The sequence below is a fragment of the Neobacillus pocheonensis genome, from assembly GCF_050477905.1.
Taxonomy (GTDB): Bacteria; Bacillota; Bacilli; order Bacillales; family Cytobacillaceae; genus Neobacillus; species Neobacillus pocheonensis_A.
Genome location: NZ_JBCNAD010000041.1, coordinates 69,086 through 82,770, shown reverse-complemented (window position 1 = coordinate 82,770; position 13,685 = coordinate 69,086). Strand labels below are relative to the sequence as shown.

9 protein-coding genes are annotated in these 13,685 nt (G+C 41.1%); all 9 read left to right on the top strand.

Going from position 1 to position 13,685, the window contains the following annotated elements; translation table 11 throughout:
• The first annotated feature begins 71 nt into the window (after positions 1–71).
• Positions 72–4,241 (top strand): tetratricopeptide repeat protein, encoded by a 4,170-nt coding sequence (locus ABES02_RS22005; RefSeq protein WP_430139631.1) that lies wholly within the window; start codon positions 72–74, stop codon positions 4,239–4,241.
• A 131-nt stretch (positions 4,242–4,372) separates the two neighbouring features.
• Positions 4,373–5,728 (top strand): aspartate aminotransferase family protein, encoded by a 1,356-nt coding sequence (locus ABES02_RS22000; RefSeq protein WP_430139629.1) that lies wholly within the window; start codon positions 4,373–4,375, stop codon positions 5,726–5,728.
• Positions 5,729–6,421: a CoA transferase subunit A gene (locus ABES02_RS21995; RefSeq protein WP_430139627.1), complete on the top strand. Its 693-nt coding sequence runs from the start codon at positions 5,729–5,731 to the stop codon at positions 6,419–6,421.
• Positions 6,406–7,071 carry a 3-oxoacid CoA-transferase subunit B gene (locus tag ABES02_RS21990; protein WP_430139625.1) on the top strand — a complete coding sequence of 222 codons (666 nt, stop codon included), beginning with the start codon at positions 6,406–6,408 and terminating at the stop codon, positions 7,069–7,071. Before ABES02_RS21995 ends, ABES02_RS21990 begins: the two co-directional genes overlap by 16 nt.
• Positions 7,072–7,100: 29 nt before the next feature.
• Positions 7,101–8,372 (top strand): peptidase, encoded by a 1,272-nt coding sequence (locus ABES02_RS21985; RefSeq protein WP_430139623.1) that lies wholly within the window; start codon positions 7,101–7,103, stop codon positions 8,370–8,372.
• Positions 8,362–9,723, top strand: coding sequence for a 4-aminobutyrate--2-oxoglutarate transaminase (gabT, locus tag ABES02_RS21980; RefSeq protein WP_430139621.1), 1,362 nt, complete (start codon positions 8,362–8,364; stop codon positions 9,721–9,723). The genes ABES02_RS21985 and gabT overlap by 11 nt, the downstream gene beginning before the upstream one ends.
• A gap of 72 nt (positions 9,724–9,795) precedes the next feature.
• On the top strand, positions 9,796–11,217 hold the full coding sequence (locus ABES02_RS21975; RefSeq protein WP_430139619.1) for an aldehyde dehydrogenase family protein: 1,422 nt from the start codon (positions 9,796–9,798) through the stop codon (positions 11,215–11,217).
• A 6-nt stretch (positions 11,218–11,223) separates the two neighbouring features.
• Positions 11,224–12,147: a putative beta-lysine N-acetyltransferase gene (ablB, locus tag ABES02_RS21970; protein WP_430139617.1), complete on the top strand. Its 924-nt coding sequence runs from the start codon at positions 11,224–11,226 to the stop codon at positions 12,145–12,147.
• A 69-nt stretch (positions 12,148–12,216) separates the two neighbouring features.
• Positions 12,217–13,605 carry a sigma-54 interaction domain-containing protein gene (locus ABES02_RS21965; protein WP_430139615.1) on the top strand — a complete coding sequence of 463 codons (1,389 nt, stop codon included), beginning with the start codon at positions 12,217–12,219 and terminating at the stop codon, positions 13,603–13,605.
• Positions 13,606–13,685 lie beyond the last annotated feature (80 nt).

Below are 13,685 nucleotides of genomic sequence, written 5' to 3'. Positions count from 1 at the left end.
TTCTCTAGGATTATCGTTCATTTTTTAATATGCTAGACTAAAAGAAATGGTTTCGAATGTAGAGGTGTAAAATGACGATCATAACTCAACTAAAAGCCCTTTATGAACAAAAACAATTTTACCAGGCTCTTGATCTATTAAATGCTGAAATATCACGTTTAAAATCTCTACAATACACAGATTTAAAAAGAGAACTTGAAAAAATAGATTCCCCAGAAGATTTTAAAGTTTTACTTAAATATACAGATCATTTTTTAATGTACAATTACAGCGCCTTCATAGTCCGATATGCATACCGGCGCTTTCAAAATCTATTAACGGCTTCTTGGTTCTGTGAAGAATTGCTTGATAATGGGAGGCCCCTTGAGGCAGAAAAATTAATTACAAACGCCATAACAGTGTGTAAGGAAGATATTCGCGAAAGTGAGACCCTGGAAAGAGCATATTTTTCCAAGATTCGTTGTTTGCTTGAGATGAAACGCTTTAAGGAGATAGGGGAGATACTTGAAAAACTTAAAGAATCTCCGAGGCCAATCGAGGATAAGCTTGGCTATATTTATTTACAAATGGGTAATCGTGACAAAGCGGAAGAATACCTGCAAATGGGTTTGAAGGATGAAGAACGAGGACGATACTGTTATTTGCTATTATCGGATTTAAATGCTGCAAATGGCCGCCCTGAAGAATCTTTGAAACTGATTGAGGAAGGTGAAAAGCGATATCCAGAAACACCGACCTTCTTGCTCGAAAAAGTGAAACGCTACCGTGACCTTGGCAAACCGACAGAAATGCTAGAAATCATCCAACAATTGAATGAGCGAATCCCTGACCATGTCTATCAGACGTATTTTCGTCATTTGAAAGGGAATGCCTTCTACCAATTAGGGGATTTCAAACGGCTTGAAGCTTTTATTCAAGCGGAAAAACAAAAAACTTCCATGTTTGTTCGAAAAAAAGAAGATGGTGAATTAATCAAAATAAATATTAGACCCATCGTTCAAAAAAGCAATTATTGTGTCCCCGCAAGCTTGGAAATGATCTTGAATGCTTATGGAGTGACGATCACGCAGGATGAAATTGCCAGCCATATTTTTGATTTTACTGGCTCGAGATTGTCGACCACTGTTGCTTATCTTGAAGAGCTCGGATTTACCTGTCGATATTTTATCGGAAACAAGGACCATTATGTCAAGTTGTTGAAAAAGCAGATCCCCATCCTTTTGAATGTTGATTTTGAACACTCGTCCCATGTTCAAGTAATGACTGGCTATGACAGTCGTTTTGATTTTTACCATATTCAAGACCCAAACATGCTGGAGGGGTTGTATGTTTCTAGTGAGGAACTATATAAAGCAAATCTCGCAACGAGCTACATGTCGATTGTGGCCGTACCAAGGGAAAGAGCTGCTGAGATTGACTTTTTATCTGATGAAGAAGACTCCTATTTTCGTACTCTGCATGATTTCGGTGAAAAATTGGAGGAGGACGAGAACAAGTACAAAGGCCCCTTTTTGCAATTCTTGCAAGAAAATATCGCCATTCCGTACACTCCTATTTATGTTGTAAAGCATTTTTCTTTTGAGGAATATAGTGAATTTATCATCCAATGTGCGGAAATGCTTTTACTTGAATATCCGGATCATGATTTTTTTAATCTCCATGTTGCACAGGCATATATGAGGCTGTCAAAAATGGAACGTTCTGAGGAACAGCTTGCGAAAATTACCCGGAAAACATTTAGTCCTCTCTATCACTTTTTAAAAGGAAGAATTTCTCTCTATTTTGACAAACATGAAGATGCAGTTCGTTTTTTCCGGAACTCACTTCAGCTTGACCCGGATCAATACTATACTTGGAGCTATTTGGCTCTTTCCTATCTTTATCAAAAAGAAATTGGCCAGGCAGAATTCTACTCAAACATCAGCATGTTACTTGCACCGGAAGAACGCTTTGTGAGAATGAATCATGCAGCGGTTTTAATTGAAAAGAAAGAGTATGAAAATGCCCGCCAGCTGTTTAATTCGCTAATCAAGGAATCGCCAAAAGATTCCCATGCTTGGTTTGAGCGAGCGCGTCTTGATCAAAAAGTAGGAAATCTTCGGAAAGCGTTAAGAGGATACTTAATGTCTATTAAACTGGATAATGAAGTACCTTATGCTTTTCTTGCGGCAGCCGATCTATATGATTTTGAGTTTGACCAGTATATTAAAGCAGAAGAAATCCTGTTAGCAGGGATTGAAACGGCAAAATCCTCGCAAGTCTATGTTCGGCTGGGTGATTTATATAAGGACCAGAAGGAATGGGCTAAGGCGAGGGATATCTATCAAACTTGCATTAACTTATATCCTGATGATCGCTTTGCTTATTTAGGAATGGCGGAAACGATGGCAAATGAAGACATGATCGAGAATGCCATTCAATATTTAAAGGAGCATACAAGCCGCTTTGATAGGGATAGCGAATATTTAATTAATGGCGGTAGTATTTTGGCCGATTGGGCTAAAGCAGAGGAAAGTCTTTCCTTATTAGAGGATGCCTTAGAGCTTTTCGAAAAGGGAATAAACAATATTCACTCCAATCTATATGAAGCGTTAGAAATCTATGTAGGAATGGTTGAAGCAACTCCATTACTTGACCGAGCGATTGATTTCCTTCGAGTAGAAGCAGCAAAACATCCTAACAGAATAGAGTTTACATGTTTTCAAGGGACTTTGTATGAAGAAAAACAGCACTATGCATTAGCGATTGAGGCATACCAATCTGCCTTGCAAATTAGAGAGGATTCGTTTCCTTATTACCGTCTTGGTGAGGTTTACTATCAGTTGAACCAGCTTGATCTCGCAGAGGAAGCTTTTAAAAAGAGTTTAGAGTTGGATTCAAAAGTCGATCATGCTTATTTAAAGCTAGCTGAATTAGCATCAATCCATGAGAACCGAGACAAAGAGGCAGACTATTTGCTCCGTCTCTTGGATATTGCGCCTGTAAATGTCAATGTAGAGTACCTGGCTTCAATTATGACTGTAGATCGTCAACAAGATTTATTGCATAAGTTGGAACTTTTACATGGCGCGGTTCCGGAAGCATGGAGGTTAGACATGCTGGCCTATTCACATGGGGCACTAGGAAATAGTAGAGAAGAAGAGATTTGTTTAAATGCAGCCCTTGAAGTGGGACCCGAGCAGCCTGAACTAAGGCATCATCAAGCAAAACTTTTTATAAAACAAAAAAAGTGGGAAAAGGCAGCCTTACTCCTTAAACAACTTTTAAACAAGTATAACGAAGATGATGATTTATTTAAGACACTGATTCAATATACCGCTGCTTCTAATCGATGGTCGATGCTGGAGGATTTTCTCCATCATTTTGATGGGACGAAGGAAGAGAAGAGCATCATGTTCCTATTGGCTGCTGAAGCGGTCGAACAACATTTCGAAGAGTTCATCTGGTTGGATGAGGATGAGGGAAATGTCTTCACTCGTTTTGTCCGAAAGTTAAAGAATCGTTTTAAACAAATGAAATTATTCGGAACGGCATTGGGCTTGTACGAAACGGCTATTAAATTGGATCAAGACAATCTTAATCTAGTAACCCGGTTAGCCAAATTTTATGAAGATTTTGATCTGATGGACGATGCGGTAAAAATTTTGCAAAAGTCTTTATCCACCTCATGGGATGATGGAATTGCCTATCAATTGGGAATGATTTATTTAAATTCCAAGGATTATCAGTCAGCATTCCCTTTATTTGAAAGGTGTTTAAAGGATGATCCTGATAATACGAACATCCAGGCTATTATTGGTTATATCATTGGTGAACAAGGGGATTTTACTGAGGCTGAAAAAAGGATGAAAATGATTCTTATAGAAAATCCATTTGAAAACCATGTTCATTATCATTTAGGTCGATGGCTAACGAAACAAGGCAGATATGTGGAAGCAAAGAATTTGCTTGAAAAAGGAACAAAGTATCATCCTTTCGATTACGATATTATGCTTCAGCTAAGCATTACCTTAAGTTATTTGAATGAGAATGAACAAGCGTTAGAAATAATCAATCATGTCTTAGAAAAGGAAGAAGATAACTTACTCGCACATTACAATAAAGCTTGCTACTTAGCCTTACTCAATCGCACCCATGAGGCAAAGCAAGTGCTCGACTATGTATTAGAGAATGAAGTAACAGATTATTACCGGCACTTAGCCGAAAACGATGAAGATTTAGTTAAATTAAAAATAGGATGAACCTAAAAACAGACACTGAAGCGTGTCTGTTTTTTTTATTCCCAATAACTATTACAAATAAGATGAAAGAAACAAAACGATGATTCATACAATTTCTATGAGGCCTGACTTATTTTAAGGAGAGTGTCCCCATGGAGCGTTCTTTTTTAATTAAACCAATGCTTGATGAAACATACCCCGTAATCGACTATGGCAAGGGAGTCTATTTATTTGATAAAGAAGGAAAAAAATATTTGGATGCTTCATCTGGAGCAGTAACAGCCAATATTGGACACGGCGTAAAGGAAATTATTGAAGCAATGAATGAGCAGGCAAATAAAGTCTCCTTTGTGTATCGCTCGCAATTTACCAGTGAACCAGCCGAAAAACTAGCTGAGAAAATCGCTGAATTAACACCAGAGGGGCTTAATTGGAGCTTTTTTGTCAACAGCGGCTCGGAAGCGACAGAGACAGCCATGAAAATGGCGATTCAATATTGGCAGGAAAAAGGGATTCAAACGAAAACAAAGGTATTATCTCGTTGGGTTAGTTACCATGGGATCACACTTGGAGCCCTTTCGATGTCGGGGCATACAGGCAGAAGAGCAAGATTTGTTCCCCTCTTAGAAGAATTTCCCGTCATCAATCCTCCCTACTGTTACCGCTGCCCATACAACCTAGAGGCACCTTCCTGTAATTATGTATGCGCCCATGAATTGGAAACCGCGATTACGAGAATAGGTGCAGACAAGATTGCCGCCTTCATTGCTGAACCTGTGATTGGAGCAGCAGGCGGAGCGATTGCGCCGCCAAAGGATTACTTTAAAATCATCAAAAAAATATGTGAGGCCAATGACATTCTCTTTATTGCCGATGAGGTGATGACCGGGTTCGGGCGCACCGGAACGATGCTAGCCTGTGAGCAATGGGGCATTATCCCTGATATACTCGCCTTAGGAAAAGGAATGGGGGCAGGTTATGCACCAATTGCGGCGGCCGTTGCCAGTGAAAAGGTGATGGAACCGATTTTGGCAGGCTCCAAATCCGTAATGAGCGGGCATACCTTAAGTGCCAATCCGCAAACATGTGCCGTTTCCTTAGCGGTTCTCGAATACTTGGAAAAAAACGAAATTATCAAAGAAGTAGATTGTAAGAGTACGTATCTGAAAAACCAGTTGGAAAAATTAAAAGGCCAATTTCGTTTTATCGGAGATATTCGCGGCAAGGGCTTGCTCCTAGGAATAGAATTTGTAGAGGAGAAAAGCACGAAAACTCCCTTCTCCAGAAATGCACAGGTTACACAAAAAATGGTCTCGCTTGCAAAGGAAAATGGCCTGCTCATTTATCCTTCTGGTGCAGGGATTGATGGGCTAAACGGTGACTCAGTCATCATCTCCCCCCCATTAACGATTACAAAAAGGGAAATCGAAGAACTTGTCGGCTTATTAAAAGAAACATTTGAAGCCTTTAATAATGAAATGAACGCAGGAATGGCTGGTGAAGTGTAAATGAACAATCCATTTGGAAAAATTACGACGCTTGAAAATGTTATGGAATATTTTCATGACGGCATGACCTTGATGTTTGGAGGTTTTGGCGGGGTGGGATCACCTCCTACACTCATAGATGGCATTCTTGAAAAGGGAATTTGTGATATTACCTTAATCGGGAATGATACCGGTTTTCCCACCATTGGCATTGGGAAATTAGTTAAAGCCGAAAGAGCAAAGAAAGTGATTGCCTCCCATATTGGCTCCAATCCCTTTGCCGGACAGCAGATGCACGAGGGAAAGCTGGAGGTCGAGTTTTCCCCCCAAGGGATTTTAGCAGAAAGAATTCGTGCCGGCGGTGTAGGTTTACCGGCAATTCTTTCAGACATTGGCATGGACAATGAGATTGTGGCCAAAAATAAACCTCTTTTTTCAATCGATGGGAAGAACTATCTCGTGGAAAAAGCTTTAACTGCAGAGGTGTCGATTGTGTTCGCGAAAAAAGCAGACGAATACGGGAATTTAATTTATGACAAAAGTGCCCGTAATACCAATCCATTAGTCGCGATGGCTGGAGATATTACCATTGCTGAAGTGGAAGAAATTGTGCCGCTTGGAAGCCTTGCCCCTGATGAAATCATCACTCCGGGCGTATTCGTTAACTATATCATTCCTTCGAAGGGGGTGAATTGGAAATGGGCATGGGAGTAGATATTCGAAATCAAATGGCAAGAAGGGCAGCGGAGGAAATTCAAAATGGTATGGTCGTGAATCTGGGGATCGGCATCCCTTCCCTCGTTCCCAACCATTTATCATCAGAAACGAAGGTTATGTTTCATGCGGAAAATGGTATCACTGGAATGGGCCCAAGTCCGAATAAGGGCGAAGAGGATGAAAATTTATGCAATGCGGGGGGATTTCCAGTCACCCTCACCTGCGGCGGTTCGTACACAGATAGTGCAATTGCCTTCGGGATGATCCGTAGGGGCAGAGTCGATATCACTATTTTAGGTTCCCTTCAGGTGAGCCAAAAAGGGGACCTGGCTAATTGGATTGTACCGGGGAAAAAAGTTCCTGGTATGGGAGGAGCGATGGAACTCGCTCAAAAAGCAAAAAAGGTCATTGTGGTGATGAACCATTGTGACAAAAATGGTCATCCCAAAATTGTTCCTGCCTGTTCTTTACCGTTAACCTCTGCCAATTGTGTTGATCTTATCATCACAGAATTAGCTGTTTTCAAGGTAAACGAAGAAGGGTTGCTACTGACAGAACTATTTGCACCATATAATTTAGAAAATGTAATCAACCGAACGGGCTGTACATTTAACTTTAGTGAAAGTATCCGTAGAATTCCTTACTAGCTTAAATCTTCCCATAAGGAGTGAATCAGTTGGAACAAAACAAGGTCCGTATTAAGCAGTGGCTAAAGGATAATCGTGCTAGGGGGGCAAGACTTTTACAAATCCTTGTTCAGGAAGATAGTACAAGGGGAAATGAGAGTGCCGCACAGGCCATCGTTATTGAAAAATGCCGTCAACTCGGCTTAACACTGGATATTTGGGAGATTGGCGGAGATGAACTTAAAAAACATCCAGCCTTTTGCTGTGATCGGCAAAACTTCGAAGGTAACCCCAACTTAGTAGCTGTTCTTAAAGGTTCAGGCGGAGGTAAATCGATTATTTTAAATGGCCATATTGATGTGGTTCCGGTGGGGGACGAAAAGAACTGGAAACATGACCCATATAGTGGCGCCATAGAATGCGGCAAGCTTTATGGAAGAGGCGCGACCGATATGAAGGGCGGGAATGTTGCCCTCATCATGGCGATTGAATCATTAATTGCCAGTAGAATAAGGCTAAAAGGCGATGTAATTTTTCAAAGTGTGATTGAAGAAGAAAGCGGAGGTGCCGGTACACTTGCAGCCGTTCTTCGGGGGTATCAGGCAGACGGGGCGATTATTCCAGAGCCGACCAATATGAAAATCTTCCCGAAGCAGCAGGGGTCGATGTGGTTTCGAATCAAGGTTAAAGGAAGGGCTGCCCATGGAGGAACCAGGTATGAGGGCGTTAGTGCCATTGAAAAATCTCTTCTTGTTATTCAAAGATTACAACAATTAGAAAAAGATAGAAATGCTAGGATTAACGACCCCTTATTTGAGAAAATCCCGATTCCAATTCCAATAAACCTTGGCAAAATCAAAAGTGGGGAGTGGCCATCTTCGGTCCCGGACACTGCAATCCTTGAAGGCAGAATGGGGGTATCACCAGAGGAAACCATTCAATCTGCGCAAGGTGAAATGGAAAATTGTTTAAGAGAATTGAATGAAAATGATCAGTGGTTTAAAGAAAACCCTTTACAGATCGAGTGGTTCGGTGGCAGATGGCTGCCAGGGAGCCTGGAAAGTGATCATCCTTTAATGAAAGAACTGACTAAGAGTTTTAAGGAAGTGAGGGGGGATCTGCCGGTCATTGAAGCAAGCCCTTGGGGAACAGATGGAGGAATTCTCTCAAATGTTGGCCATACCCCTGTCGTTGTATTCGGGCCGGGGATTACTGCAACAGCCCATGATGCTAATGAACATATCATCTTAGAGGATATGTTTGTGGCAAGTGAGATCATTGCTCTTACTTTATTAGATTGGTGTGAAGTGGATGAGTCATAAAAAAGAAACGAAAAAAAAATTCATTCAATTGAAAACAAAAATTCCTGGTCCAAAGTCCATCGAGCTTTTGGCAAGGAAAGAACATAATGTCCCTAAAGGCCCTTTTAATACGCTCAATACCTTTGCGGTAAAAGGGGAGGGCGCTTTAATTACTGATGTTGATGGAAATACCTTTATTGATTTTGCTGGGGCGATTGGCACATTAAATGTAGGCCATTGCCCACCGGGAGTGGTGGAGGCACTTCATCATCAAATTGATGCCTATCTTCATCCTTCCTTTCACGTAATGATGTATGAGCCCTATATCGAACTGGCGGAAACATTAAACAGAATTACGCCAGGAAACCACAAGAAGAAAACATTCTTTTTAAACAGTGGGGCTGAGGCGGTTGAAAATGCTGTCAAGATAGCAAGGAAATATACAGGCCGAAAAGCGATTATCTCTTTTGAACGGGGCTTTCACGGGCGTACCTATATGGCCATGTCGTTAACAAGCAAGGTAAAGCCGTATAAATATGAATTCGGACCTTTCGCACCGGAAACGTATAAGTGGCCTTATCCTTATTATTACCGTTCTGAATTTGACTCCCCGGAGCAGTTAGATGATGCACTCCTTCAGCGATTTGAAACCTTTTTCCAAAGTGAAGTTCCACCAGAGGAAATTGCAGCAGTGATTATGGAACCAGTTCAGGGGGAGGGTGGATTCATCATTCCTTCGAAAGGATTTGTAAAAGGGGTTAAATCACTTTGTGAAAGAAATGGAATTTTGTTTATTGCCGATGAGATTCAGACCGGATTTGCTAGAACAGGGAAAATGTTTGCGATTGAACATTTTGATGTCATACCGGATCTCATAACAATGTCTAAATCGTTAGCAGCAGGGCTCCCAATCAGTGCCGTAACAGGTCGTTCAGAAATCATGGACTCCCCAAACATTGGGGAAATTGGCGGAACCTACGGCGGCAGTCCGCTTGGATGCGTAGCAGGACTTGAAGTGGTGAAAGCAATCGAAGAAGGAGACCTATTAAGTCGAGCCGAAATAATCGGCAATGCCTTCCAAACCCGCTTTAAAAAATTAAAAAACCTTTACCCGCAAATGGGCGATGTTCGCCGGCTCGGTGCCATGTGTGCAATGGAGTTTGTAACGGATGCTAAGACCAAAAAACCTAATAAAGAACTGGTTCAAGAAATTATTAAAACAGCCCATCAAAATGGACTTATCATCATGACGGCTGGCTTGTATGGCAATGTCATCCGCTTATTAACCCCTCTTGTCATTACAGATGAGCAGCTTAATGAAGGACTAGAGGTATTAGAGCGTGCCATTCATCAATGTTGTCAAAAAAAGTAAGCTGGAAGGATACAGTCTTGATTAATAGGTTGGTATAATAGTAGTAAAGGCATGGGATTGGAGGATTTTATTTTGAAACAGTCACTATGGATAGGCGGGGAATATCGTCCTTCCGCAACCTATTCGGAACTTAAAAACCCTTATAATTTAGAGCATATTGCTGATATCGCTGTTGCCGGGAGAGACGATGTTTTGGATGCGATCTCGGCTGCGGAACAGGCCGCCGAAAAACTTGCAGCGATGCCTGCACACGTAAGAGCAGAAATTTTAGAAAAAGTAGCAGGATTTCTGAAGGAAGAAAGAGAGGAATGTGCTAAGCTCATCTCTCAAGAAGCAGCCAAACCGCTTAAGGCAGCCCGGGCTGAAGTGGACCGGACCATAATGACCTATACCTTCGCTTCTCATGAAGCAAGAAGAATTCATGGGGAAACCGTTCCGATGGATGCAGCTCCTGGAGGAGAAGGTCGAATTGCGTTTACGGTAAGAGAGCCGCTTGGTGTTATTGCGGCGATTACTCCGTTTAATTTCCCTATGAATCTAGTTGCTCATAAAGTAGGACCAGCGATTGCGGCCGGTAATCCAGTGGTATTAAAACCGGCGAGCCAGACCCCATTGTCGGCATATAAAATCGCGCAACTTTTTCATCGGGCCGGATTGCCTCATGGCGCATTAAATGTCGTCACCGGAAGTGGCCGAAGTGTTGGCGACATATTAATGAAAGATGAACGTATAAAGATGATCACCTTTACAGGCAGCCCTGAGGTTGGCAGGTATATCCGTGAAAATTCCGGATTAAAAAGAGTAACTCTAGAATTAGGCTCAAACTCTGCCGTTATTGTGGATGAAGGTGTAAACCTGGAAAAAGTCATCCCTAGGATTGTAACGGGGGCATTTTCCTACCAAGGTCAGGTATGTATTAGCATTCAAAGGATATTTGTTCATGAAAAAGTATTTGAAGCATTTACCCAACGGATTGTCGAAGAAGTAAAAAAACTAAATATCGGTAATCCATTAGAGGAAGATACAGATATTTCTGCCTTGATTTCAAGGGGAGACGTACAGCGTACAAAAGCTTGGGTCGATGAAGCTGTGGCAAATGGTGCTGGATTAAAAATTGGCGGAAGCTTTACAGATGGGATCTATCAGCCAACCGTTTTGGTCGATGTGCCACTAGGTGAGAAAGTTTCTTGTGAAGAAATTTTTGCACCTGTCGTTCATATCAATCGATTTACAACATTGGATGAAGCGATTGCAATGGTGAATGATTCCAAATATGGACTTCAGGCAGGAATCTTTACGAATGATATTCACCATGGTCTTCAAGCAGCCAAACGCTTAGAGGTTGGCGGTGTAATGATTAACGAAATTCCAACCTTCCGTGTTGACAACATGCCGTATGGTGGACTCAAGCTGAGCGGCATGGGCCGGGAAGGCATCAAATATGCAGTTGAAGAAATGACGGAGTTAAAATTAATAAGTTTTAAGATGGAGTAGCATCAAATGTCTGGCTTATTTCTAGGCCAGACATTTTTTCAAGCAGCCGGAATGGTGCTTAAAGGAGTGAAGGCTATGAATCAAACAGCTTCCACAATTTATCTGGTAGAAAGTAGTTTTTATCTAGAAGTCTACCTAGATCCTTTTAATAAACGAATCCGTGTGGATGATTATCGCGGGAATTTAAATCAGCTTATTGAAAAAGCAGAAGAACTGGTTAAGCATCATCAAGCCGAAAAGTTGATTATAAAGGGGCGAACGGAAGATTTTCTAGTATTTCTAGAGCACGGGCTTCAGCAAGAGGCAGTGGTTGATCGCTATTTCCATGGCTCAGATGCCCATTTTTTTTCAAAGTTTTATACACAGGACCGAAAATTAAATGACCATTGGATTACGGAAGATGGAATGGTTCACAGTATATATCAATTAGATACAACCGTTCAAAAAACCTATCCTCCCAAAGAATATGAATTGAAAAAGGCGGACGAAAGCTGTGCTGCCGGGCTTTCTGCTTTGTACCGACAAGTGTTTCAAATCTATCCGACACCGCTGCATGATCCTGAATATGTGAAAAAGACCATGAAAGATGGGACAATTTATTATGTCTTTTTTTATCAGGGGAAAATCGTCAGTGCAGCTTCTGCGGAAATTAATTCTTTTTATAAGAATGCGGAATTAACAGATTGTGCAACCCTCCCAGAGCATCGGAAGTATGGACTGATGAAGCTAATCCTTCAAGAACTTGAAGGGGAATTGAAAAGGGATGGTATCTTCTGTGCGTATTCAATTGCAAGGTCATTATCCTTTGGCATGAACGCTGTATTATATCAGTTAGGCTATTCCTACAGAGGAAGGTTAATGAACAATTGCTATATTTATGACAAGTTAGAGAATATGAATATGTGGGTAAAGAATCTGGCAAACTGCTAGAATTTCGGCTTGGGCTTTGCCCATTTTTCGGCACCTCATCATAATGGTTAAGAAAGGCAGGGGAACCAATTGGCGCAATTAACCGCTTTAACACAGGAAGTTCTAACAGCCATTCTAAAAAGCATCGATGAAGGTATACACGTAGTTAATACAGAAGGTAAAACGATTTTCTATAATGAAGTGGCTGCAAGACATGATGGGATGAATGTGAAGGAAGTGCTGGGGAAGCATTTATTTGACGCCTTCCCCTCTCTTTCAGAAGAATCCAGCACTCTTTTAAAGGTTATCAAAACGGGGAAGCCGATTTACAATCAAACACAGGTGTATCTAAATCTACATGGGGCAAGAATTGATACAATGAATACCACTTTGCCAATCTATCTAGGGAAAGATATCATTGGAGCTGTTGAAATAGCAAAAGACTATTCCCAGATGAAGCTGTTTGCGGAAAGACTTTTAGACCTGCAAAAAGGCTTAAATAGAAGCAGTAAGAAAAAGTCAGCCAAACAGGTGAGGTATACATTAGCGGATTTAATGACCATTGATTCTAGTTTTACTAACATGAAGGACGAAGCAAAAAGACTAGCTAAATCGGATTCTCCAATTCTTGTCTATGGCGAAAGTGGAACTGGAAAAGAATTATTCGTACAAGGCCTCCATCATGAGTCGAATCGTTCTGAAGGTCCGTTTATTGCTCAAAATTGTGCCGCTATTCCTGAGACTCTGCTTGAAAGCATACTTTTTGGGACTGCCAAGGGGAGCTATACGGGGGCCGTTGATCGTAAAGGGTTATTTGAATTGGCAGATGGTGGTACTCTTTTTCTTGATGAGTTACATACCATGCCAATTGAACTCCAGGCTAAACTTCTTAGAGTTTTAGAGGATGGAATGGTTCGAAGGGTCGGAAGTTCGGAAAACATTTTAGTAAATGTTCGTGTTATTGCTGCAATGAATGTTCAACCAAGCGATGCCCTTCAAGACCAGAAGCTTCGTTCCGACCTCTATTTCCGCTTAAATGTGTTTACCTTCTCCCTATTGCCATTAAGAGATCGGAAGGAAGATATTTTGTTTTTAGCCGCTCATTTTATTGAGGAATTTAATAATAAATTGCATAAAAAAGTAAATGGAATGGAGAATAGGTTGGAAACTTTTTTTATGAATTATCACTGGCCAGGTAATGTTCGCGAGTTAAAGCATACGATTGAATATATGATGAACGTCTGTAATACGGAATGGTTAACAGAAGAGGATTTGCCGATTATGTTGAAGAATCTTCCAGCACCACTACATAGAATCGGTGATTCAACTGAAGAAATTTCACTTAGAAAAAATATCGAGGCATTAGAGAGTAGATTAATCAATCATGCCTTAGAACTTAGCAAAGGGAATATTAACCAAGCTGCCAAGCTTTTAGAGATTCCTAGACAAACATTACAATATAAACTAAAAAAGCTCTAGTTCTGGACGCCGGATTTTCGGCGTTTTTTTGTTCCTCTAAACGGGCGCTTCCGCTTTTGTCTTTGGCACAAAACTTGCAT